Origin of the sequence: Acinetobacter sp. ESBL14 (assembly GCF_036668815.1) — a bacterium.
Lineage (GTDB): Bacteria > Pseudomonadota > Gammaproteobacteria > Pseudomonadales > Moraxellaceae > Acinetobacter > Acinetobacter gyllenbergii.
Window position 1 is genome coordinate 240918 of sequence record NZ_JAZEVS010000006.1, and the last position, 23525, is coordinate 264442.

Consider the following 23525-nt stretch of genomic DNA (forward strand, 5'->3'; position numbering starts at 1 on the left):
TATGGACTTTAAAATTGCTCGACAAGGCAGTGCGGTGATTGTGAAAATTATTAAATTCACCATCATGTCGCAAAAACATTTGCTTTTATCACCGAAGAATTGGTCACGGATTGCTGTGTTATGGCAACGTTTACAGCAAAGTTTTCGTCTAATGGTTGGTGTGCCTGATTATGAAACTTATGTGCAGCATATGAAAGCGCATCATCCTGATCTAACCCCGATGGACGCCAAGACTTTTTATCGTCATTGTATCGATGCGCGTTACCCTTCAGCGGGCGGTAATATGAAAAAATGCCCTTGTTAGAAATCAATTGATTTCGTTGAAAAAAAAACAAAACAGTGTATGTTGAAACATGCACTGTTTTATTTTGGGGAGAGGATGATGTGGGGCATGCAGCAGACTTCGGTTCAGCACAAAAAACAACAAAACCAAGCATTAGAACAAGATATTCAAAGTTTTGCACAGAAGATTGAACACTTTTTAATTGAAGTGAATCAGCTGATTTTGGATAAGCCACAACAGACCAAACTGGCTTTGACCTGTCTATTGGCTGGTGGACATGTATTGTTTGAAGATCTACCTGGATTGGGGAAAACCACCTTAGCCAGTGCCTTGGCGCGTCTAGCGGGATTGCACTTTCAGCGTATTCAATTTACCAATGATATGTTGGCCAGCGACGTCATTGGGATCAATATTTTTAATCAAAAAGAACATGTATTTGAGTTTAAACAAGGCCCTGTTTTTACTCAAATCTTACTTGCTGATGAAATTAACCGCTGTAGTCCTAAAACCCAAAGTGCATTACTTGAAGCGATGGAAGAAGGGGCTGTTACCGTAGATGGCGTGCATTATGAGTTGCCGCAACCCTTTTGGGTGTTGGCCACGCAAAATCCACTGTTTCAAAGTGGAACTTATGCATTGCCAGAGTCTCAACTAGACCGCTTTTTGATGCGGTTGTCTCTGGGTTATCCATCTCGTCAAGCAGAAAAATTACTGTTACAACAAAGCTCACGCCAAGTCCTGATTCATCAATTAGATGCGGTCTTCACCCAAGCCGATATTTTACATTTACGTGAGTTGGCAAAGCAGATTTTCTTGAGCGATGTCATCCTTAATTATATTTTAGATTTGGCTGCTGAAACGCGTAAGCAAAGACATGGCTTATCTACCCGTGGCGTGTTGGCATTAAAGGCCGCAGCACAAGCCTATGCGTTGGTTGAAGGACGCAGCTTTGTTACGACTGATGATGTGCAAACCGTATTTGTCGCTGTTACGGCACATCGTCTTGGTCTAGGCGATGCGGAGGTAAAACAGATTTTGCAGTCGGTTGAAGCATTGTAAGTGAGTACAGACGTATGCAAACTGGACTCAAACAGCAACTCAGCCAATGGATTGCCAAACGATTTCAAGTGGATCAGAGCAAAACCTTGCGACAAAAAGATGTATTGGTTTTTATCTATAAACAGGGTTTTTTGTATTTAATCCTCATTTTGATTACCTTTATTGCTGGCATTAACTATGCCAATAACCTGATTTTAGGGTTCTGCTTTTTAATCAGTGCCATCCTGTGCATTAGTTTTTATCTGACCTTCAAACAATTACATGATCTGCAAATCGATCTTGTCCCTCCTGAAGTGGGGCAGGTTGATCAAGTGCTCAGTTTAAAGTTGCTCATTAAGCAATCCGTTGCTTCGGCACGCTATCTACGAATTCAATGGCAAGCTCGAGAACAATTGATTTATATCGATCAAACTCAACACAGTGTTGAATTACCTTTTATTGCAGAAAAGCGCGGACTTTATGAATTTGAGACCATTAAAATTTATTCGACTTATCCTCTTGGTTTAGTCCGTGCTTGGACTTATTTATCGCCAAGACAAAAAGTCTGGATTGCCCCCAAAGCCTATGACTGGCAGAAAGAACACAAAAACCAAGCAACTTCTGCTCAAGATAGTTTAGATGAGTTTAAAGAACTTCGAGGCTTTCAACACGGTGATTCCTATCAGAATGTCGCATGGAAACAGGTTGCACGTGGGCAGGGATTTCTGATCAAAATGTTTGAGGCACAAGCCAATCACCAGCATCTTGAAATTGACTATCAGCAGATTCCCGCACAAAGCCATGAAGATAAATTAAGTTTTATGATGGGTTTGGTCGAGCAATGCGAACAATTGGGCGATGATTATGCCTTAATTTTACCGCAGGCACGTTTGGAGCGTGGACAAGGACAATCCCAGTTGATTAAAGCAAAACTTTTATTGGCGCAGGCTTAGTCATGAGTAAGCAAATCTATTTCTGTGTTTTAGCTGTCTTGGCGCTTATGCTGGTTGGGCAAGCTGCTTTCGCACCTGCCGTTTTAACGGGCGTATGGGCAGTGGTTTGGCTGCTATTGCTTCGAAGATATCGTCAACAAAGCTGGGCGCCTTTTCCAAAATGGTTCTTGCTGATTTTTATTTTGTTGTGTTTAGGTTTGCTCTATCTTAACTATCAAACCTTATTGGGTATAGAAGCGGGTGTTGCCTTTTTAAGTACATGTTTGTTTGCCAAGTGTTTGGAAGCGAAAACCACCCGTGATGTATTAATCATCTTTAATTTTGCCTTATTCGTCAGTGCGAGTTTGTTATTACATAGCCAAGCGTTTTGGATGGCTGTGATTGTACTTACTGCATTTGTAATGTGTTTACTGGGGCTGTATCGCATACAGACAGGGTTATTTAATCAAACGAAATTATCATCCAATCAATTTAAACAAGATATTCAGCAAATTTTTAAATTTGTTGGAATAGCAGTTCCTTTCTTTCTGATCTTATTTATTTTCTTTCCGCGTTTACCACCACTATGGGCGATTCCAATTCAGAGTAATCAGGCCATTACAGGAATCAGTGATCGCATGTCACCTGGGGATATTGCACAGTTATCGCAATCTTCGGCTTTGGCGTTTCGGGTTGTGGCGAATATGTCGCAATTTCCAAGTCGATCAGAGCTGTACTGGCGAGCTTTAGTCTTGGATCAGTATGATGGGGTCACATGGACCAGTAGTTTTTTTAATCAGCAGGTTAAAAATGTGCAGTCCACATCAAGAAGTGTGCCTTATCAATATTTAGCGGCGGATGAGCATGCCAACTGGATTATGGGCTTGGAATACTCGATTCCACAGGAGCGCTATTTGCAGTTGTATCAAGACAATAGTATTCGCCCAACTCAATTGGTTAAGCGTAACGCACCCATACAAATGCTGTGGTTGGGAAGGATGTCTGGCGAAGCGGTAGTCTTGTCACCGAGCGAAGTGGCGTTAAATCTCAAATTTGACCCAGATCGAGATGTGAAAGCCCAGCAATTGGCATATGTGCTTTTTGAGCAAAGTCAAAAACAACCTGAAAAGTATTTACAATCCGTTCTTGCTTGGTATCGAAAAAATGGCTTTGTTTATACCTTGGCACCAGGAATATTGGGTGGTGATCGTATTGATCAGTTCTTGTTTGCTAGTCGCAAAGGCTTTTGTGAGCACTATGCCTCAAGCTTTGTGATGTTGATGCGTTATGCGGGTATTCCAGCACGCGTAGTGACTGGCTATCAAGGCGGTCAACTGGCACTTGATGGGAAAAGTTGGGAGGTTCGACAACTGGATGCACATGCTTGGAGTGAAGTCTATCTCAATGGGAAATGGCAAAGAATAGACCCAACTGCCATGATTGCACCGCAACGGATTGATACTGGCATGCAAGATTATTTGGTACAAGATCAGAGTATCTGGGGAGATGAGACTAAGGCTTGGCGTTTACAACAGTTTAAGTTTCTAAACAATATGCGGATTTGGAGTGATTACTTAAGCTATCAATGGCAAAGCAAAGTTGTCGGTTATGATGCAGAGAAACAGAAAAACTGGTTATCTCGCTTAGGGTTAGATTCAAGTTATGCTTATGTGATTGTTTTGATCGTGAGTATTGGCACGATCTTAGTGATTTATGTGGGGATTTATTGGTGGCGACAAAGAAGGAAGCAAGCTGATTATCAAAGAGCTGTACTTAAGTTTCAGAAGCAGCTACCTAGAAATCTGCATAAGCAACACGCAGAGACCTTTCAAGTATGGATGCAGCGTTTAGCAACTCAAGTTCAGGACAAACAGGTATTTGAACAAGCGATTGTGTTATATCAACAAATTGTTTTTTTAGAGCAGCAGGATGGTGCAAATATTGAAGAATTTAAGCGCTTGCTTAAAGACTGTGCGATCGCACTAAGACAGTCACAAAAAAACTTGTGAAGCTGATAAAAAATGAATATCATGCTTCTCATTCTAGGTGTATAGCTCAGTTGGTTAGAGCGCTACGTTGACATCGTAGAGGTCTCCAGTTCGAGTCTGGATATACCTACCAAGATATTAAAGTCATATAACTTTTTATGAAGTTACATGAACTCCAAAGCCCTGAATTATATAGATTCAGGGCTTTTTTTTAGCTTTTTATAGCGGTATATAATTTCTTATCATAATCAGCAAAGCAGTAGCTTAGACTGATGCTAGCCAATATAGTTTGTTTGGCAGTAAAAATAATTGTGAAGATTGGGCTATTGGAATTAATCAAAAGTATAGCTGATCAATAAAAAATCTACGCTAACGCAGAGGGAAATATGATTGCTTTGATCATTTTAATATTAGTTATTTCATTCGTTATTGGTATTTTAATTTTTTCCTTTCAAAGCGTTGCTTTGAAGAGAAAGTTAAAGCTTATATCTTTAACTTTTATAGGACTCACTTTATTACTGGGAAGTATTACAATTGGCTTATATATTTATTATGGAAATCAAGTGCCTGAAGGAACTGTTCCTTACACACCAGAACAACTCAAAGATTTAGCGAATACTGGATAGTCCAAACCTTGTACATAGTTCAATTGATGAGATGAAGTTGTACCCATCGAAAAAGATTATGATACATATTCAAAGCCTTATTGAACCAATCAATTTAGGTTTTTAGGTGAGGATTATGTTAGAGAGTAATGATTGATAAAAGAGATCCTAATAGCAATATGTCAATTCAATTTATTAAAAAAGATGGGTGCCATATAGATTTCACTTGTAATGAAAATGCTAAAGGTGATGGCCTATCAACTGATATAAATAAAGTATTCTATGCATATTTGAGTGAATTTTGTTTAAAAATAAAGAGCGAAATTTGGGATTACTTTGCGGTGGAATTTTGGTTTGATTCTGGAAAGTTAATATTTTTTCCAGAAAAAAAATTTGATGAGATGCCTACGGAATATGACCCATTTCCTGTTGATAGATTAGATCCTTATCTTATTGTGAGGCTTACATCTTATCTAGAAAAATATGACGCTTTTATCCAACATGATGATGAAAAATTTTCAGAAAGTGAGCTTTTGGACTGGTATTTGGAAAATTGTAGAGAAGTTTTTACGAGTGTCAGTCATGCATTGAGTGATAATACACTCTCAGATTTAATCATTAAATCTCTGAATAGACAAAAGATTGTTTTTCAATTTTATGGATCATCAAGAGAAAAGAGCTATGGCGAAAAAATTATTGCTACAGTATAGGCTTATTTTTATGAAGGTCTGCTAGATAAGGGCTATTTGAAAAATTTGGTTTATGTATGATATTTGGTAATATCGAGCTATCATTCATCAGGTGTAATCTCAATAATATGAAAAAATTCTTGCTCGTATGTATATCATTTTTTGTGATGAGTTCAACGAATGCTGAACTTAGTCTAGAATATAAAAAAGGTTTTGTTTCGCTTCAAGAAAAATTTAAGCTTGCTTTAAATGAGGAAATGAATGTTGAAGCAATGCAAAATGCAAAAGATGTACTGACTAGGCAAGACGAAGAGTTGCTCCTGCAAAAGCAATGTAATAGAAAGAAAGCAGAAGTAGATATGTATGCATATATAAAGGCTGACTTAAAAAGTACAGTAGAATTGCTGAAAGATGATGCCATCACACAAGAGTATTTGAATGAAAAATATGACGCTGCTTTTAATGCATATCAAGACTCGAAACGTAAAATAATAAATAGTAAGTTTCGTTGTGAATAAATTTTGGACTTTATCGCATTGCATCAGAGCGTGGTAGAAATCCCCTTGGCTTATTTTCTTTAGAAGCATAATTGGTTGTAGATTTATAGTTTTTATGCATTATTTAAATATATAAAAAGATGATGTTAAGCTCTGTATAATCATTTACTTGAAGTCAGTAAGATTGGATTCATGTCCAGTCAATTTAGAATAAATTTTTATAGATTAGGTCAAATAATGCCAAAGAGTTATCAGATTTTAATGGTTTTTTCAATATTGAGTATGATGACAGCATGTCAGAATATTAACCCATTACTCGACACAATTGCAGCGCCGCTGAAACAGTATTCAGAAGCGCAATTAGACCAAAAATTAATTTTAAAAACGGCTTATAAAAATGAAAAACCATCAGATCATTTTAAATTAGATAAAAGCAAGATTGATGACTATTTTGCTACATATCCTTATGTCTTGCTTGAACCAACTGTACTTGGCTTTATTCATCCGACAGTTGAGTATAAAAATACACACGGAGAGAATCGCTATTTAGTGATTATCGAAAAAGTTAAATTTCATGATGGTTATATCGCGGGTTGTCGAGCATGCTCAAGCACGGTAGATATACTGATTTATAAAAAGCAAAATAGAACTTTTGAGTTGGTAAATGCCGCATTTAACCAAGATGAAGTACCTTCAGCCGATGGACATTTGCGTAGTGATTTTATGGCTCAGTTAAAAGCAAACTTGCAACCCTTTGGACGTACAATGATGGGTAGTCATGTCCTTGCAAGTTTTACTGGAGCAGGTGGACAAGAAACATCAAACTGGTATGGTATTTTGCTACCAGATCTTGGTGATGTGCAAATATTAAATTTGGCTCACGCGGGTGGTAGTACAGCATCATACTATGCTGATGCAAATTTGGCATCAACAACGACTTCAAAATTGAAGCTTATAGTTGATCAATCAAAATATTATCCTGTTGAAATCACATATATTCAGCAGGGAAAAACCTCAAAATCCGAAAAAAGTATCTTTAAATACGTTGAGTCTCAGCATGCTTATGTAGAAACACAAATAAAAAAGTAGTTGGTAAATAGCCAAGTGGCTTGATCAATGGTTTTGAAATAAAAACTGATTGGACGTTCTCATACCTCAAGTCGATGATGTTTTATAAGCAGATCGACCCTTGACCTAACTCACTATTGGTGCTAATTTAATCAATAAGGAAGTCATATACTATTTGGGATTTAAGAGAAATCTTGCCTAAATGAATAAAGATATGACAACCTGAATACACAGCTAACAACGAACGAAACGATTCAGGTCGTTTTTAAAAATGTTCAAGGTTGTAGAAAAGCCCGTTAATCGGGCTTTTTTAATGCCGATTATTTTTGAAAAGAATTAAGCTATAGTGTGAAATAAAGATTGGGTCACAATAGGGGATAGTGATGCTGATGTTTATTATTTTAGTTATTGTGGCTGGCTTAGTTCTATTATTTTTCTTCGCTAAGAAAACAGGTGCTACGTCAGATTCTTCAGATTATAGTCATCCATATTCATCAACAACTTCAAATTGCGATTCAGTCCAGCATCATAATGATCAGCGTGGAGATGATTGTGGTTTTAATGTTGACTCGAGTTCTGATTCCAACAATTGTGATCGTAGTAATAATGATTAAAAAAGCTTGTACCTCTTGAGGGTAAGAGGTACAAGTTAAACTGAGTTTAAGGTAGGTCAAACCAGATCATTTGACTGTCTTGTAATGCAGTAATGGTTGCAGTCTCATCAAACAGTAGAGCATCACCCGCTTTAACCAAATGATCGGCAATCATCACTTCACCTGAAATCACATGCACATAGTTCACTTTTTTCTGCGCTGTAATCTCTAAATGTTGATCTTTCTCAATCACTGCAGTTTTCACTTCAGCATTTTGACGAATCGACATCGGCGCAGACTGATCACCAGCAATCAAGTGCCATTGGTTTGGATGATCTTTCGGATTAAGCTGAATTTGCTGATAAGTTGGTTCAGCATCTTGTACATTCGGTTGAATCCAAATCTGTAACAGATGCACCGCTTTATCATGCTTGTTCATTTCACTGTGGGTGACCCCAGTTCCAGCGCTCATCAACTGCCACTCACCGGCATTGATTTGGCCTTCATTACCCATACTGTCTTTATGGGAAATGGTGCCATCAAGTACACAGGTCAAGATTTCCATGTTGTCATGGGGATGAGTGCCGAAACCATTATGCGCAGCAACTGTATCGTCGTTAATCACGCGAAGTGCACTGACGCCCATGTATTTCGGGTTATACCAGCTTCCAAATGAAAAGCTATGATAGGTGTCTAACCAACCTGCTTTGACATGACCACGGTTTTCACTACGATGTAGATAAGCATTCATCTTTCATCTCCCAAATTATTGTGTTTTGCTTAATGCTTATATTATCGATTCATAATGACGATAAATAGTCTTTAATTGCGACATATTGTTCTATAAATGCGATGATTCAATAGGATCTATTTTTTTGGATAAAATAAAAAAGGCTGAATAAAAATATTCAGCCCTTTCAAATGGGTAAATTAATTTACCCATCTGTTATTTTGATTTGTTTTCCAATTGAGGAATTGCAGAGCCTTGGCCAACTGCAAGCAAACCTGTTTCGGTATAGATACCCAATTTTGCACGGGTATCGGTAATATCGAGGTTACGCATGGTTAACTGACCGATACGATCCATTGGTGTAAACATCGAATCACCTTTCTCCATCGTTAAACGCTCAGCTTCATAAGTGAGGTTAGGGGATTCAGTGTTCATGATGGTGTAGTCATTACCACGACGTAATTCTAAAGTCACAGTACCTGTAATTGCTTTAGCAACCCAACGCTGTGAAGTTTCACGAAGCATGAGCGCTTGTGAATCGAACCAACGACCTTGGTAAAGTAAACGACCTAAGCGCAAACCGTTAATGCGGTATTGTTCAATTGTATCTTCGTTATGAATACCCGTCACCAAACGCTCATAAGCGATATGTAACAAAGCCATACCCGGTGCTTCATAGATACCACGAGATTTCGCTTCGATGATACGGTTTTCAATTTGGTCAGACATCCCTAGACCATGACGACCACCGATACGGTTTGCTTCAAGAATGAATTCAACAGGATCTTCGATACGTTGGCCATTCAACGCAACTGGCATACCTTGTTCAAAAGTAATGCTCACTTCTTCTGGTTGGATTTCAACGTCATCTTTCCAGAATGCAACACCCATGATTGGGTCTACGATTTTAATGCCTGCATTGAGATATTCTAAATCTTTGGCTTCGTGTGTCGCACCCAACATATTTGAGTCAGTTGAGTAAGCCTTTTCTTTTGACATTTTATAGTCAAAACCGTTGTCGATTAAGAATTGCGACATTTCGGCACGGCCGCCTAACTCATCAATAAAGGTTTGGTCTAACCAAGGCTTATAGATTTTAAGCGCAGGATTAGTCAATAAACCGTAACGATAGAAACGTTCAATATCGTTGCCTTTATAAGTCGAGCCGTCACCCCAAATGTTGACGTCATCTTCTTTCATCGCGGTAACAAGCATGGTACCTGTTACTGCACGACCTAAAGGTGTGGTATTGAAGTAAGGTACACCACCCGTGCTGATATGGAATGCACCACATTGAATCGCGGCGATACCTTCAAGCGCAAGTTGTAAACGACAATCGATTAATCGAGCTTTGACTGCACCGTACTGTTCAGCTTTCTTTGGAATAGCATCATAGTCATCTTCATCAGGCTGACCCAGATTTGCAGTATATGCATAAGGCTCTGCGCCTTTCTGTTTCATCCATAATAAAGCTGCTGAAGTGTCTAAACCACCAGAGAAGGCAATCCCAACTTTTTTACCTACTGGTACATGCTGCAAGATCGTTGCATTATCAGTCATTGCTAGTCCTAACTATTTCGAAATAGGCACCCTAATACATCGGTGACCAAAGAGAATTTATACGTCCCGTACTATATCACTTTTCAAATCGATTTTTTTTCTGATAGGAAAGGAATTCTTTTTTTTTCATTTGAAAAATAGATTAACATCGGAAAAATATAAAGTTTCACGATAAGCATTCACAATAAGGCATTCATAGGTTGTGAACTTTAAAAAATCTCACGTGAAAAGTACATCAAGAGGTTACAAAACATCATTTATAAAAAAAGTGTCTTAGTTAAAGTGAATCATTTAAGCCAATAAATTGCTTTTCGATCGGGGTAAATACATGATCATGACGCGCAATCAGATAAAGGCCGATATCCCGATACTGTTCAGGCGTTTCGCGATAGTACTGAATGTTATATTTTTCAATCAAAGATTTGGCAATCATCGAAATCCCCATACCTAACTGGGTAAAGTGAATTAGAGCTTCATGATCGTAAATATGGGTGAGTTCACCTTTTTTAAGCTTATAGTCGGTGTAGATGCTGTCTAAGGTGGTGGCATAGCAGCATTGTTCAGAAGCCAGCAAGATATTTTGATGATTCAGACATTCTTCAAGACTGTCATGGTTGATCATGTTTTTACCAATAATCACCAGTTGATCTTCTGCCTTTTGAATATATTGTAGATTTTTATGTTTGGGATGTCCTAGGGCATAAGCGATATCCAAATTACCCGCTAAAATCTCGTCTTCAATATAACCTGTTGGGCCTGTTTTCATGGTGATGGAAAGGTCAGGGTAGGCTTCATAGAGCTGACTAAAAGAGGGGTAGAAACGCATCCCACCTAAACTGGTATTGGTGCCAAAACGTAATACGCTTTCTTGTTGATAGATTTTATTTTCAGTTTCTTCCCAAGTGAAAATCATCTTTTTATATTGCGCATATAAATTCATGCCAGATTCAGTCAGTTCGACGCCTTTAGGCTTACGAATAAACAGTTGGCGTTTATAGTGATTTTCAATCTTTTTAATTTTTGCAGTCATATTAGACTGTAAATAATTGAGCTTATTTGCCGCTGCGGTAATACTTTTTAGCTCGGCTACAGTGACAAATGATCGGATATCACTAATATCAATATTCACGGCAAGTCCTCAATATTTCAGTTTAGTGCGATAATCAAGGTTTGGCTGTAAAGCTATCACTTCATTAGGCATCAAAAAAAATGATGTATCTATTAAAACATAGCATTATTCATGATGTCATTTATTTTATACACTAAGCTTACTTTTTATCGGTTGAGTACAACACGTGAATATTCGAGTCGTCAGTGCCATTGCATTGCTATGCTTGGTGTGGGGGTCTTTATGGGGTTTGGTCAAACATAGCCTACAAGTGTTTCCACCCTTCTTATTTATTTCTACTCGATTGATTTTAGCGGCATTAACATTGATGTTGCTACAACGGATTTTAAAGAAATCCATTTTGCCTGAGCAAGCTGAGTGGAAGCCCTTAATTATTTTAAGTCTACTGATCTGTTTTGGTTTCTATGCCACGCAGACCTTTGCCATGCAATTTGTCGATTCAGGTTTATCAGCAGTATTGGTCTTTACCATGCCAATTTTTATTGGTGTCTTAGCACACTATTTTCTAAATGAGCGTTTGAATCGTCAGAAAATGATCGGGTTGGTGCTTGGTACATTCGGGCTGATCGCTATTCTGTGGCCGCAATTGCATCATGTTCATTTGAATATGTCATTGCTGGGGCAGGTGTTATTAATCGGTTCAGGCTTCTTCTGGGCACTATCTACAGTCTATATCAAAAAGAATTTTGCTGCCTATGACAAAATCAAATTGACCATTTGGCAACTATTGCTTGGTGGAAGCCTAATGTTTGTTATGGCCTTATTATTTGAACCTATCGATGCTCAGGTTTGGTTGAATCCTTTGAATGAATCTGCATTATTTTACATTGCAGTGGTAGGAACAGGTTTTGCATTTGTGCTTTGGAACTGGATTGTCAGTCAGGTCGATACCTTTGTGGCTTCGATTTCGATTATGTGTATTCCAATTCTAAGTCTGTTTTTTGGTTCTTTGATCTGGCATGAGCCGCTGGCCCTCAATATCTTGATTGGTGCTGCTTTTATCTGCATGGGCATTGTGATGAGTTCGCTTAAAATGAAGGTACAGAAAAATCGTCTGGCTTATTCGAGTCATCAACAACATTAAATTGCGCAGCATTGTTCAGCACGAGGATAAACCGAAGCATTGATCAATCAGCTTGAGTTAGTTTTTAGATTAAATAAAGGCAGTCATTATTTTGTGGCTGCTTTTTTATGTCGACGTGCTTCTGCAATCAAAAATATTTAGATTTGCAGCAGTAGAATCTTAAGTAGGTTGAAGCCAAATTGACACTTTCAACAGCTAAATTTTTAGATAGAGTCATCCCAAATCAACAAAAAAGTATTAAAGTACTATGCAACAAGTTGCAAAGCCAAAATTAGAGAAGGAATACCATGACTAGCTATGCAAATATCTTAAAGCCATTACATTTGGGTTTTACCACCATTAAAAACCGTGTGGTAATGGGTTCGATGCACTCAGGTTTAGAAGATCGTTTCTTTAACTATCCAAAACTCGCTGCTTATTTTGGCGAGCGGGCAAAGGGCGGTGTAGGCCTCATTATCACAGGTGGTATTTCTCCAAACCGTCAAGGCTGGTTGTTGCCAGCGGGCGGAACTATGAATAGTTTGGCAGATATTCCTCATCATCGTTTAGTCACCCATGCAGTACATAAGCATGGCGCGAAGATTTTGATGCAAATCCTGCATTCTGGTCGCTATGGTTATCATCCATTTTCGGTATCTTCTTCTCCGATTCAAGCACCAATTAACCCATTTAAACCACGCCAAATGTCTGATTCTCAGATATTGGCGACCATTGAAGATTATGCACGTTGTGCCAGCTTGGCGAAAAAAGCAGGCTATGATGGCGTCGAAATCATGGGTTCAGAAGGTTATTTGATTAATCAGTTCCTCAGTAGCCATGTGAATAAGCGTACTGACCGTTGGGGCGGTGATATTGAAAATCGTATGCGTTTCCCCGTAGAGATTGTCAAAGCGATTCGCGCTAAAGTCGGTGAAAAATTCATTATTGCATTCCGTTTGTCTTTGCTGGATTTGGTGCATGATGGCAATACCATGCAAGAAGTGATTGTGGTTGCCAAAGCATTAGAAAAAGCTGGAATTACACTGTTAAATACAGGGATTGGTTGGCATGAAGCACGTGTGCCTACCATTGTAACCTCTGTGCCGCGTGCCGCTTTTGTGGATTATACCGCTGCGGTAAAACAGCACGTTTCTGTTCCAGTGATTGCATCAAACCGTATTAACATGCCTGATGTCGCTGAAGAGATTATTGCTTCTGGCAAGGCTGATATGGTGCAAATGGCACGTCCATTCTTGGCTGATGCTTATTGGGTGAATAAGACCGCAACCAATCGTGTGGATGAAATTAATACCTGTATCGCGTGTAACCAAGCCTGTTTGGACCATGCATTTAAAAATGAACGTGTCAGCTGTTTAGTCAATCCACAAGCGTGTCATGAAACAGAATTGGTTTATATCAAAACCAAAAAACCAAAACGTATTGCGGTTGTCGGTGGCGGGGTGGCGGGTATGTCAGCAGCCACGGTTGCTGCTAGTCGAGGTCACGCTGTGACTTTATTTGAAGCAAATCATGATGTTGGTGGTCAGTTTAACTTGGCAAAAGTGGTGCCTGGAAAAGAAGAATTCCATGAGACCATTCGTTACTTTAAAGTACAGCTCAAACAAACAGGTGTAGATGTACGTTTAAATACACGTGTAAGTCGAGAGCAGCTAGAACGTGAAGGCTTTGACGAAGTAGTTGTGGCTACAGGTGTTGTACCACGTGCATTGAAAATTCAAGGCAGTACAGCACCTCAAGTGTTGTCCTATGCAGAAGTATTACGTGGTGCAGAAGTGGGCCATAAGGTCGCCGTGATTGGTGCAGGCGGGATTGGCTTTGACGTATCAGAGTTCTTGTTAAAACCACCACACCAACCTCAGCCGCAACCCTTAGCAGAATGGCAACGTGAGTGGGGTGTAGACCCAGATCCAAACTATATCTCTGAAGGTGGAATGCAACGTCCAGAAGTTGAAATGCCAGTACGTCAGATTTATTTATTGCAGCGCAAAACCACACCCCTTGGAATTGGTTTGGGTAAAACCTCTGGTTGGGTACATCGTGCGCAGTTGAAAAAGCATGCCGTGCGTATGCTACGTGGTGTGCAATATAAAGCGGTGACCGACGAAGGTTTGTGGGTTGAGCATAATGGTCATGATCAGTTATTGCGTGTAGATACCATTGTGGTCTGTGCGGGGCAAGAGTCGGTGAAAGATCTCATGCCTAAAGACGGTGAAAATACGTCGGCGAACTACCATATTATTGGTGGTGCAAAGCTTGCAGCTGAGCTTGATGCCAAGCGTGCGATCCGAGATGGTGCTGAATTAGCAGCAAAACTCTAAAATTGATGAAACATTATGCATTTGAATACATTGCAATTAAATTTCTCTTGTATAAAGAGGGCAAGCTTTGTATTCTTACGCACATGGAAGCGTGGCAGAGCGGTTTAATGCACCGGTCTTGAAAACCGACGAGGGTGTGAGTCCTCCGTGAGTTCGAATCTCACCGCTTCCGCCAAATATCTAAATAAGCCCTTGTTTTTACAAGGGCTTATTTTTTATCTATGCTTTTACCCCACAATCTACCCCACATAAAATGTTGGATTGGAATAGTTAAAATAAGAATAATTCAGATGGCGTTAGATAATAGGTAAATTGAGTTTAAGTTATCTATTACAGTACAACCTTATATGTAAATGTTCTGCATACCTACTTTTTGTGTCTGTTCTTATTGTTTAGAGTTGTGATGATCTTCTTTATTGGGGGCATATTGATCTGCAATTGTTTCATTTACAGATTTGCTGTTGGGATTGCCAATGGTAGTTGGTTATGAATTATTCTTTGATTTCCGTGTCGCTACTTGGGCTGTAGATTTTTTGTTCCTTTTTAGATCTAGTAATTGTTCTCTTTCGTCTTGGTTCGGTAAATGAGTACCGATGAGTGCATCTTGATTTTGCTCATTTATAGGATTCGTTTCTCTAGTGATACTTTGGCATGAATCTAAAGTAACCTGATTATCCCATTCAAATTGCATATGTTTTTGAGGGCCTTCATCTCTATCAGTTAAACTATTTTCTGGCTTTGCTTGTATATCACTCTCATTTTCTGGCGTGTTGAGGGTGGATTTCAAGAGCAAATGTTGTCGATAGGTTGTAAGTTCAGCAAGATAGTTTTTTTCACGCTCGTAAGCTAGGTCTAATTGTCTTTGCAAATTAAGATTTTGCAAAGTTAATATGTTAAAAATGTGTTTAATATCTATATCATGAACAGTATTATGTTTTTCTAATTCCTTAGAATTAAATAGTTGAAGAGCATCCTCATAATTTATTTTTCCTTTATTTAACTTTAGTTTATTCATTTTTATTTGATAGTAAATTTTTGATCTGGCTATACCAGTTTGTTTGCTAAATTGAATCACTGTTAATTCTTTCATGTCTAAAACTTGTCTATAAATTGTTGAATTAGACATAACTATATCAAAAGAAGTGCCTATTTTTTCCTAGAAAAAAGTTAAATCGATTGGGTGGTATGTAAACTGTTACTTTTAATAGGTTTATATGTGTATAATAATTTAATTTATTGTGATTAATATAGAGTATTTTGTTTTAGCTTCATAGCTATCAAGCAATGTAATACATAGGTTTTAGGTGAAAATTACTATAATGGATAAGGAATTTAGTCAGTCAATTAGCACAGATGATTTATTTAGATTGTTAATGCATAAAGTCCCAAATTTTTATATGCAGGCAGATCGTTACATCGTGGAAGAAGGTCAGGAAGAATATAAGCCTATCTGCTTGTTCAAAGAGAGTGTCAGAATACTTGGGTCCTTGGAAAAATTTGTTGTTGACTTAAAGGAAGGGACGCTTCCCTCAGTAGATGAGGAAATATTTAAAACAAGAAATTTTCGTTCTGCTAACGAGTATTTAAAATATTTTGATGATCTAAAATTTCAAGAGAGTATGTTTGATACAACGTACCTCCAGTTAAGTCGGAACTGGTTAAGGTATAACGATTTTTTAAAGAATGATTCGGAAGGAATTGAGACCTACCATAACAGCGAATTTATCAAGAATGTGCCATACATCAACGCTATTGGACAGCCAGACTATACCCGACAGTGGGATCCATGGAAGTTTTCAAGAGAAAAAGTAATTAGACTTCAACACTCATTTTTAAAAAAAGCTGATAAATACTCGGAAAACTTAGATTATGAGTTCAGTCTACGTAAGGCATACGAGAAGTTTGATGATCTGCTAAGCAAATACAATAGGTTATATACATTCACGGTTGAATTAAGATTCGTACGTCCTATAGACGCGGTAAATAGAGAGCCGCTTGGAACATTTCTAGAACAAGTTTTGATAGATAGGGAAGTAATACAGCTTTTTTTAGCACAGCAAGTCCCAGGTGTATTTCAAATTTATACCAAGCTTGGACATGATTTCCAGAATGGCTTGAAGTTGTCATGTATTTTTATCTGTAAATTTAATGTGGAAAGTTATGAAAAAACGTTGGTCACTGAATTAAATGCGCGTTTCGCTTCAGCCTTTCAGCGATATCGTATTGAAGTCATTGATGGTAATAAAGCAATTAAGAAACACGCACATGAACTGGCTATTGGGTTAATAAAGCGAAAAGATAAAGAACAGGTAAAATTATTTAAGTATTGGGTGCTCAGTTACTTCTACAAAGTAGATTCGGTAGTCAAACTTATTCATCCAAAGATCGTTTTTGAAGTAAACAATACTTTGGAACCTTTAATGCAAAGCTCTTCAGAAAATCTATCTAAAATAGGAAATGCAAAAGAAAATAGGAAAAAAGATAGTTTTGCTGAAGTATTACTGAAGTGGACTGTACCTACGAGTATTTGGAAACTGAATTACGTACCAAAACGGCTGCGTGTGAGTCAGATTTTCTATAAAGAACTATGTGCGGAATATGACTTACCACAATACGGCGAATTGCTATTCCAGATCCAAGTTCTTATAGAAATGTTGCTGAAAAAAAATGACATAGCTTTTAATACGTATCACAAAGATAGAGAGGCGATCATAAATAAAAAGGATTTGAAGGATATATCCACACAAGTCGGTCAGCAATTTCTTTTCATTATAAAATATCTATTGAACTATCCACATGCTTTCATAGAGTTGGATAATTTATTTGTGCGAATGGGGAGAGGACTCGGCCTAGCAGAGATACGAATATTTATATCCAATGTTTTGTATATATTTCATCAATCCTATGCAAGCTACCCTTTAAGAGTTAGTTCTTTAGAGCAGTTCAATCAAACTCTTTTAGCGATTAAGCAACAAACCATTTCAGATCGTGCAAGTCGTGGAATTCATAAAGATGAATATCAGGATGCTTATGATCTTTGTGCTCGAAGGCAAAATGAGGCGACCAGATATATCAGTTTCGTATTACAGCAAGATTGTTTAGCTTACCGAGTTACGATTCAGGCGCATATCTGTAGTAGTGATTTTAAACAGAAAGAGTTCTCTAAACTCTTTACAGATTTTATGCGCTCAGCAAAAAGAGCCAAGCCTTGTAGTTGGTTGCGAGGGTATATGGGGATTTGGCAGGAAGTTGTAACACTGTCAGAATTTGAAATTGATCTAATCTTATTTTTTAATGAAAAATGCCAACCTGAAAAAGAAAGGGTGGTAGAGATGCTGAATATTAAATGGCAAAAATTTTTAAGAGAAAAAGCAAAAACGATTTTAGGATGGGAAAATCAAGAAGAGAAAACTGAGCTAGCGTTTTACGGGGCCATAAGTTCAAAAAATCTGATGTGTTCGGTAGACGTGTTTAATAGAAAGCAACCTCATACACAAGGTATCTATCTTGAAACTTCGAATTTAAAGATGAAAAATTTATTCCTAGAGTTGGTGATTCCATTTTTTGCATATCGAGACTTTTTTAGGCCTGCTCTAACTCAGAAAGTCCCTAAAGTTTTTATTAAAGGTGGGATAGGAAAAGAGAAGGCTAGCTAGCAGTTAAAAATGAATTTCCGCCTTAACTATCGTAAATCTTATTGATATCAACCTTTAGGGAAGACGGGAAGGTAAAAGTTCGTAAGTTATAGCTAGCCCTTAAATTTTGTCTTCAGGTGAAGTCGGTAAATATTATAATTAGAACTAATATACTTAGTAGTTAATACATATCAGCTATGTAGTATGAGATACATCTACACTTTATTCCTTTCTCAGTAGTTCTAAGCTACTGAGAATGTCTTATCTCTATATGATAGTGTTACTCTCAATACAATTATAAATTACTGATTACACCTTAGATATGTCTTATTCATATCTAAGGAAATTCTTCATGTTGTCATTTGATCTATCGCATCAAGCAGCAGTCCTATCTGCAATTAATCACTTTATTGAGCTCAGTCTAAACTTTGATATCAGTGATCGTGAGTTTGTTACTTACCTAGGGCAATTGATTCCAGCTTTCAAAGCATTTGAACAGGACGGGGTTCAATACAGTGTCTCGATTCAAGCATTTCAGAATGTAGTTGAATTGATAGATGGTGCACGAGATGAATGTATTTTAATAGATTACTTGGATCAGCTTTCCTTAAAGCAGATTAAGGGGCTTCGTCAAACAATAATTAAGTATCGGCCCCTCCTTCTTGAAGAAATACGCCAGTTTAGAGATCAAGAGAGAGCCAATCAGGAAGCCTTTTTAAAGCAGGTAAAAACCATTATTTACGACCATTATCAGGTCTTAATTGTTCGGGTTGATTTAGGTTATTTAAAAGCTTCTATGGCGACCATTAGCGTTACGGGTTTCTATGCACATATTGAATCTCTCATCAAGTTTATCAAGGATAAAAATGGCTGCTTTAAGCATTTATTGGGATATGGGCTTGCTCTAGAGCAAGGCTTAACAAAAGGCTATCACGGACATCTTCTGCTGATCTATAACGGCTCTAGGCACGATGCCGATTGGGTGCTTGGAGATAAGGTGACTAAGAAGTGGGAAACCATTACTGAAAATGCTGGGTATGGGAGACACTCAAATACAACGGAAATTAAAGAGGGGTATCTGGCTAAAGGAATCCTAGGAGTAGGAATGATTAAGCGGGAATATCCTTTACAGGTGCAAAATGCTTTAAAGGTCACTAAATATCTTGTAGAACCTGAAAAATATGGACAAATGCTGTTGGTGAAACCAGTTAATCGTAGAAGCTTTTTTAAAGGAGTTTATAAACCCCATGGGCGTGAATATCAGACAAAGTTTGTGCCACCTTCGGTTGATCCCGTGCAAGTCATTATTGGGAGCAAGAATAAGATTGAATGGTTTAATAAGAGTTAGGTAGCACTAAAAAAATATCGACTTCTGCGTCCTATGAACTTATTTCTTTCATAGGACGTTTCAAATGACATTCCAATCACCAGATATCACCACAGCTCCTCGTCTAGAAAATGACATATATGAATTCTATCGAGAGGTACATTTCAGTAAACCTCCTGAAGGAATTAAGCATATAGAGCACTTAACTCAGATAGAAAGCAAATGGCTAAGTACATTTTTAGCTTATATCAATGACTGGAACTTCCTGCTTCAATTACGCTTAAGAAACTATGAATTTAGTTTTTGGTTAAATTGCTTTCATAAGGCTTATTTATATACATTAGTAGAAGCAAAGCTTGCAGATGTCTATTTCCAACCATCTGAATCTCATAATGGACAATGGTTAATCCAAAATATTCTGAGAATACTAAGAGAGCTCTTTGGGACTACAGGCTTCCATGAGCATCTAAACCAGCAAAATGAGCGATATGAAAAACGTATTGATTCTATTCGTGAAGCCTATTGCGCTACGAGTGAATTAAGCATTGGTGCTATAGATCTCAAGTTTTACCTAAGTTATCTAGAAGGTTCAGAACGAATTTATAGCATTGATGAGTTGGTTAAGTCCTATCATGCATTTGAGAAAAGGCTTAAACAGCAGTTTTGGTATAATAGTCAGGTTATGTTCACTTTCTATCATGTTGTTCGTAATACTAAGCTCAACCGATATGTCATCCGTTTCTATATTACGATCCATAAGACATTCTATTCTGAACACCTCAATTATGAGCTATGGATTGCTCAATTGTGGTCTGAGGAGACAAGTCGTATGGGAATACTCTTAAATAAATTCCAGCTAGAAGATAATGGAACAAGTGAGTTCATCATTAATGATGTGAGTAACGATGAGATTTTTAAATGGGTTGAGCCCAATGATCCACTAGAAAATCTTGCTCTCTTACCGACATCGGTGATAAGCACGAGTAAGCAAATGGACAAGCTATGTGTATATCCGAGTGGTTTTAAGACCTTTCATGGCAAGAAGGGGCCATCCTTCAAGTAATATTACTTTAGAGTGAATAGTTTCCCTACCCCCTAAAAATGGGAGTAGGGAAATGCATTTCGTTCAACCGCATCATTATTTTTTTATTGGGTTGCCTATGCTATGTGCAGAAAGCACGCCTTCATACCGAATAGGAATAAATTAGATGAATGCGTTAACCCCACAAACTTTTCAGATCGATCAAATCTTAAATATCAAACAATTGACTCAGATTACGGGGCTAAGTCGAGCAACGATCTACTCGATACTCGATCCAAAGTCTAAATATTATGATGAGACTTTTCCAAAACAGATTTACTTATCAACAAATCGCGTGGGCTGGATTGCTCAGGAAATTCATGAATGGATTCAATTGAAAATCAGTCAAAGAGCTGCCTGACTGAACCCAAACTAATCTTTAGAATGAAGTTGTACTTAATCTATATGCTAAGTTATTTATAGTTTGTGCTAATTTTAGATCTAGCTGGTCAACTGACTCGTCATTGAAAATAGAACCTTAGATATAAAATCCAAGGTTCTTAATACTAAAATATTAGTGGTTTACCGCAGCAAGTTGCTGAGCGTTATAGCGTGCGCCCAAGTTTGGATATCTCGCAATAATTGCGTCGATTTCTGCCAAGTCTGCTGCTGTTAAATCAATGTCTACAGCACCCGCATTTTCTACAAGTCGCTCTATTTTACGAGTACCCGGGATTGGCATAATGTCGTCACCTTGCGCCAAAATCCAGGCCAAAGCTAGTTGAGCTGCTGTCGCATTTTTGCTTTGGGCAAAGTCGCTAAATGCTTGCGCCAAGCTTTGGTTGTTTTTCCAGTTATCACCTTGATAACGTGGTAACTGACGACGGAAATCGTTTTCGTCAAGGCTGCCCACATCAAGCGTATTGGTGATTAAACCACGTGAAAGCGGTGAATACGGCACAAGGCTAATGCCTAACTCGCGGATGGTTTGTAAATGGGTTTGCTCAAACTCACGAGTGAGTAGCGAGTATTCATGCTGAACTGCTGCAATTGGGTGAATCGCATGTGCTTTACGAATGGTTTCAGCCGATGCTTCACTAAGTCCTAAATAACGAACTTTACCTTGTTTCACCAAGTCAGCCATTGCACCAATGGTGTCTTCAACCGGAATTTTTGGGTCAATGCGGTGTGCATAATACAAATCAATTACGTCTGTATTTAAGCGTTTTAAACTGTTTTCGACCGCAACTTTAATCCACTCTGGAGAACAGTCAATATAAGACTCTAAAGAGTTTTGTGGGTTGAGGTTATCTTCTTTATAACGGAAGCCAAATTTAGTCGCCAAGAATACTTTGTCACGATGTTTTTCTAAAACTTTTGAGAGTAATATTTCGTTTGCGCCGTTGCCGTACATGTCGGCGGTGTCCCAAAAGTTAATGCCAAGGTCTAAAGCCTTTTCTAGAGTGGCAATGCTTTGTGCGTCGTCCGAGGCACCATAGGCAAAGCTCATTCCCATGCAACCTAAACCAAGTGCTGATACTTTTTCGCCTGTTTGTCCTAAAGTTCTATATTTCATTTTTTACACTCTTTTTGCAAACTCATTTGAGTAGAAAAACTATAAAATGCTTTGGCTCAAACTGACGTATAACATTCAAACCAATACTTATAAAATTCAAACAATTTGTTTTTAGTCCATACAGTCTTCGCGGAACTTTTTAGGTGAAAATCCTGTATTTTTCTTGAAGAAATTGGTGAAATACGCTGAATATTCAAAGCCTAAGCTATAAGCAATTTCGGAAATATTCCAACTAGTGTGTTGTAACAGCGCTTTGGCTTCTTGAGTAATGCGCGAACTAATATGCTCAGAGGTAGTTTTACCTGTGGTTTCTTTTACAGCTCGGTTTAAATGGTTGACATGTACCGACAGGCCATAGGCATAGTCATTTGCCGTTTTGAGTTTAAGTTGAAAATGTGGTGAGTCGATGGGGAACTGACGTTCTAATAATTCAAAGAATAAATGACAAATACGAACTGCAGCATTACTATGTTTTTCAAACTGTTGGGTTGGTTGCATTTTCATGGCTTCATGCACAGTCAGGTGCAAGTAGTTTCTTAAAACCTTGTATTTGTGAATGTAATCTGAATTTATTTCAGTCATCATCTTTTTAAAAATAAATGAAATTTCTTCAACCTGCTGATCGTTTAAAAAATACAGTGGGTCACCATCGACTTTAAACAGCGGAGAATCTTTTAAAAAACTTTGTCTAGATTCTTGGTTTACAAACTCTTCGGTAAATAGACAAAACCAGCCTGCCTGTTTGGGCGAATTAATTTCCCATGCATAGGGAACCATCGGATTTGAAAACAGTAATGCAGGACGGTCTACCCGTATCCAGCGGTTGGCGTAGTGAAGTTCGCCTGTGCCTAAAACCAGTGAGATTTTATAATAATCGCGGCGACTATAAGGTGTCAGAAAGGAGCAGGCATCGCGTTGGAATACGTTAAAATGTCCAAACGAAGTCGATGGAACCGAGTAATCGCTATCTCTGGTCAAAGAAAAACGACGATAAAAATCATGTAGGGTTTCCATGTCTTTGCCTATGTGAACCATCAATTTATTTAAAGTTATAAAATTCAAACTTTATTTACTTTAGCTTTTATCTATATCTTATTCAATTGGCTGACCAAAGCAATTATAGAAGTGCACGATAAATTAGGAAGGCACTAAGCAGATAAAGTATAAGTGAAAGTAATATTTCTATAGAGCTATGCCACTATAAAAAAATAATCTTTATAAATGAATATCCAATCCCACATTGACACACTAAGTCACAGCGCTCATCCTTTGCTTGCTGGCCTATATTGATGCATGAGTGCGAGGCAGATATTCAGCTCAACCACAGACACCGCTTACACATTACTCTGCTCAATCACTGAATTTGTAGACTATGAACATTAAATAGTGTTTTAGAGGGTTTAAGTTTATGAAATACCTAGAAATAATTGTTTTTGTAGTTTTTTGCTCATT

Annotated in this window: 21 protein-coding genes and 2 tRNA genes; 17 read left to right on the top strand and 6 right to left on the bottom strand. The window is 38.0% G+C overall.

What is annotated here, in order from left to right; all coding sequences use genetic code 11:
• Window position 1: 1 nt before the first annotated feature.
• The 10 genes from V6E90_RS17885 (at window position 2) to V6E90_RS17930 (ending at window position 7714) form a co-directional block, all read left to right on the top strand.
• Window positions 2-304, top strand: coding sequence for a YbdD/YjiX family protein (locus V6E90_RS17885; RefSeq protein WP_004770453.1), 303 nt, complete (start codon window positions 2-4; stop codon window positions 302-304).
• Between the two features lie 78 nt (window positions 305-382).
• Window positions 383-1342 (top strand): AAA family ATPase, encoded by a 960-nt coding sequence (locus V6E90_RS17890; protein ID WP_016660556.1) that lies wholly within the window; start codon window positions 383-385, stop codon window positions 1340-1342.
• Between the two features lie 14 nt (window positions 1343-1356).
• Window positions 1357-2274 carry a DUF58 domain-containing protein gene (locus tag V6E90_RS17895; RefSeq protein WP_332606073.1) on the top strand — a complete coding sequence of 306 codons (918 nt, stop codon included), beginning with the start codon at window positions 1357-1359 and terminating at the stop codon, window positions 2272-2274.
• 2 nt (window positions 2275-2276) lie between these two features.
• Window positions 2277-4262, top strand: a complete 1986-nt coding sequence (locus tag V6E90_RS17900; RefSeq protein ID WP_332606074.1) for a transglutaminase family protein — start codon at window positions 2277-2279, stop codon at window positions 4260-4262.
• 35 nt (window positions 4263-4297) lie between these two features.
• Window positions 4298-4374: transfer RNA gene (locus V6E90_RS17905), tRNA-Val, on the top strand.
• Between the two features lie 253 nt (window positions 4375-4627).
• On the top strand, window positions 4628-4867 hold the full coding sequence (locus V6E90_RS17910; RefSeq protein WP_332606075.1) for a hypothetical protein: 240 nt from the start codon (window positions 4628-4630) through the stop codon (window positions 4865-4867).
• A gap of 128 nt (window positions 4868-4995) precedes the next feature.
• Window positions 4996-5556 carry a hypothetical protein gene (locus V6E90_RS17915; protein ID WP_332606076.1) on the top strand — a complete coding sequence of 187 codons (561 nt, stop codon included), beginning with the start codon at window positions 4996-4998 and terminating at the stop codon, window positions 5554-5556.
• A 146-nt stretch (window positions 5557-5702) separates the two neighbouring features.
• Window positions 5703-6053 carry a hypothetical protein gene (locus V6E90_RS17920; protein ID WP_016541985.1) on the top strand — a complete coding sequence of 117 codons (351 nt, stop codon included), beginning with the start codon at window positions 5703-5705 and terminating at the stop codon, window positions 6051-6053.
• Between the two features lie 171 nt (window positions 6054-6224).
• A complete protein-coding gene (locus V6E90_RS17925) occupies window positions 6225-7121 on the top strand; it encodes a hypothetical protein (protein WP_332606077.1) in 897 nt (298 codons plus the stop codon).
• Between the two features lie 362 nt (window positions 7122-7483).
• Complete coding sequence (locus V6E90_RS17930; RefSeq protein WP_332606078.1) at window positions 7484-7714, top strand: hypothetical protein; 231 nt, start codon at window positions 7484-7486, stop codon at window positions 7712-7714.
• Between the two features lie 46 nt (window positions 7715-7760).
• Here the strand turns inward: V6E90_RS17930 and V6E90_RS17935 are convergent, their stop codons facing one another.
• From V6E90_RS17935 to V6E90_RS17945, 3 genes are all read right to left on the bottom strand, one after another.
• A complete protein-coding gene (locus tag V6E90_RS17935) occupies window positions 7761-8444 on the bottom strand; it encodes a pirin family protein (protein WP_065342943.1) in 684 nt (227 codons plus the stop codon).
• A 195-nt stretch (window positions 8445-8639) separates the two neighbouring features.
• On the bottom strand, window positions 8640-9983 hold the full coding sequence (gene argG / locus V6E90_RS17940; protein ID WP_004652848.1) for an argininosuccinate synthase: 1344 nt from the start codon (window positions 9981-9983) through the stop codon (window positions 8640-8642).
• A gap of 277 nt (window positions 9984-10260) precedes the next feature.
• Window positions 10261-11112, bottom strand: coding sequence for a LysR family transcriptional regulator (locus tag V6E90_RS17945; protein ID WP_332606079.1), 852 nt, complete (start codon window positions 11110-11112; stop codon window positions 10261-10263).
• A 166-nt stretch (window positions 11113-11278) separates the two neighbouring features.
• On the opposite strand from V6E90_RS17945, the gene V6E90_RS17950 reads away from it, so the two are divergent.
• The 3 genes from V6E90_RS17950 to V6E90_RS17960 all read left to right on the top strand — a co-directional run bounded on the left by V6E90_RS17950 (window position 11279) and on the right by V6E90_RS17960 (window position 14689).
• On the top strand, window positions 11279-12196 hold the full coding sequence (locus V6E90_RS17950; RefSeq protein WP_332606080.1) for a DMT family transporter: 918 nt from the start codon (window positions 11279-11281) through the stop codon (window positions 12194-12196).
• Between the two features lie 287 nt (window positions 12197-12483).
• Window positions 12484-14514: an NADPH-dependent 2,4-dienoyl-CoA reductase gene (locus V6E90_RS17955; protein ID WP_262757072.1), complete on the top strand. Its 2031-nt coding sequence runs from the start codon at window positions 12484-12486 to the stop codon at window positions 14512-14514.
• Between the two features lie 85 nt (window positions 14515-14599).
• Window positions 14600-14689: transfer RNA gene (locus tag V6E90_RS17960), tRNA-Ser, on the top strand.
• A gap of 309 nt (window positions 14690-14998) precedes the next feature.
• On the opposite strand, the gene V6E90_RS17965 is transcribed toward V6E90_RS17960, so the two are convergent.
• The gene (locus tag V6E90_RS17965; protein ID WP_332606081.1) at window positions 14999-15640 is read right to left on the bottom strand and encodes a hypothetical protein; all 642 of its coding nucleotides are present in this window, start codon (window positions 15638-15640) and stop codon (window positions 14999-15001) included.
• 193 nt (window positions 15641-15833) lie between these two features.
• On the opposite strand from V6E90_RS17965, the gene V6E90_RS17970 reads away from it, so the two are divergent.
• From V6E90_RS17970 to V6E90_RS17985, 4 genes are all read left to right on the top strand, one after another.
• A complete protein-coding gene (locus tag V6E90_RS17970; RefSeq protein WP_332606082.1) occupies window positions 15834-18170 on the top strand; it encodes a hypothetical protein in 2337 nt (778 codons plus the stop codon).
• Window positions 18171-18501: 331 nt separating this feature from the next.
• Window positions 18502-19497 (top strand): hypothetical protein, encoded by a 996-nt coding sequence (locus tag V6E90_RS17975; protein ID WP_332606083.1) that lies wholly within the window; start codon window positions 18502-18504, stop codon window positions 19495-19497.
• A 64-nt stretch (window positions 19498-19561) separates the two neighbouring features.
• Window positions 19562-20539 carry a hypothetical protein gene (locus V6E90_RS17980; protein ID WP_332606084.1) on the top strand — a complete coding sequence of 326 codons (978 nt, stop codon included), beginning with the start codon at window positions 19562-19564 and terminating at the stop codon, window positions 20537-20539.
• Between the two features lie 145 nt (window positions 20540-20684).
• Window positions 20685-20918, top strand: coding sequence for a helix-turn-helix transcriptional regulator (locus V6E90_RS17985; RefSeq protein ID WP_332606085.1), 234 nt, complete (start codon window positions 20685-20687; stop codon window positions 20916-20918).
• Between the two features lie 153 nt (window positions 20919-21071).
• Here V6E90_RS17985 and V6E90_RS17990 read toward each other — a convergent pair whose 3' ends face one another.
• Together V6E90_RS17990 and V6E90_RS17995 are read right to left on the bottom strand one after the other, a co-directional pair.
• Complete coding sequence (locus V6E90_RS17990; protein WP_332606086.1) at window positions 21072-22073, bottom strand: aldo/keto reductase; 1002 nt, start codon at window positions 22071-22073, stop codon at window positions 21072-21074.
• A gap of 111 nt (window positions 22074-22184) precedes the next feature.
• Window positions 22185-23087, bottom strand: a complete 903-nt coding sequence (locus V6E90_RS17995; protein WP_332606087.1) for a helix-turn-helix domain-containing protein — start codon at window positions 23085-23087, stop codon at window positions 22185-22187.
• Window positions 23088-23525 lie beyond the last annotated feature (438 nt).

Bases quoted from the DNA above. Each gene is read 5' to 3' on its own strand.
- V6E90_RS17885 (WP_004770453.1), top strand. From the start codon at position 2: ATGGACTTTAAAATTGCTCGACAAGGCAGTGCGGTGATTGTGAAAATT.
- V6E90_RS17890 (WP_016660556.1), top strand. From the start codon at position 383: ATGTGGGGCATGCAGCAGACTTCGGTTCAGCACAAAAAACAACAAAAC.
- V6E90_RS17895 (WP_332606073.1), top strand. From the start codon at position 1,357: ATGCAAACTGGACTCAAACAGCAACTCAGCCAATGGATTGCCAAACGA.
- V6E90_RS17900 (WP_332606074.1), top strand. From the start codon at position 2,277: ATGAGTAAGCAAATCTATTTCTGTGTTTTAGCTGTCTTGGCGCTTATG.
- V6E90_RS17910 (WP_332606075.1), top strand. From the start codon at position 4,628: ATGATTGCTTTGATCATTTTAATATTAGTTATTTCATTCGTTATTGGT.
- V6E90_RS17915 (WP_332606076.1), top strand. From the start codon at position 4,996: ATGATTGATAAAAGAGATCCTAATAGCAATATGTCAATTCAATTTATT.
- V6E90_RS17920 (WP_016541985.1), top strand. From the start codon at position 5,703: ATGAGTTCAACGAATGCTGAACTTAGTCTAGAATATAAAAAAGGTTTT.
- V6E90_RS17925 (WP_332606077.1), top strand. From the start codon at position 6,225: ATGTCCAGTCAATTTAGAATAAATTTTTATAGATTAGGTCAAATAATG.
- V6E90_RS17930 (WP_332606078.1), top strand. From the start codon at position 7,484: ATGCTGATGTTTATTATTTTAGTTATTGTGGCTGGCTTAGTTCTATTA.
- V6E90_RS17935 (WP_065342943.1), bottom strand. From the start codon at position 8,444: ATGAATGCTTATCTACATCGTAGTGAAAACCGTGGTCATGTCAAAGCA.
- argG (WP_004652848.1), bottom strand. From the start codon at position 9,983: ATGACTGATAATGCAACGATCTTGCAGCATGTACCAGTAGGTAAAAAA.
- V6E90_RS17955 (WP_262757072.1), top strand. From the start codon at position 12,484: ATGACTAGCTATGCAAATATCTTAAAGCCATTACATTTGGGTTTTACC.
- V6E90_RS17965 (WP_332606081.1), bottom strand. From the start codon at position 15,640: ATGTCTAATTCAACAATTTATAGACAAGTTTTAGACATGAAAGAATTA.
- V6E90_RS17970 (WP_332606082.1), top strand. From the start codon at position 15,834: ATGGATAAGGAATTTAGTCAGTCAATTAGCACAGATGATTTATTTAGA.
- V6E90_RS17975 (WP_332606083.1), top strand. From the start codon at position 18,502: ATGTTGTCATTTGATCTATCGCATCAAGCAGCAGTCCTATCTGCAATT.
- V6E90_RS17980 (WP_332606084.1), top strand. From the start codon at position 19,562: ATGACATTCCAATCACCAGATATCACCACAGCTCCTCGTCTAGAAAAT.
- V6E90_RS17985 (WP_332606085.1), top strand. From the start codon at position 20,685: ATGAATGCGTTAACCCCACAAACTTTTCAGATCGATCAAATCTTAAAT.
- V6E90_RS17990 (WP_332606086.1), bottom strand. From the start codon at position 22,073: ATGAAATATAGAACTTTAGGACAAACAGGCGAAAAAGTATCAGCACTT.
- V6E90_RS17995 (WP_332606087.1), bottom strand. From the start codon at position 23,087: ATGGAAACCCTACATGATTTTTATCGTCGTTTTTCTTTGACCAGAGAT.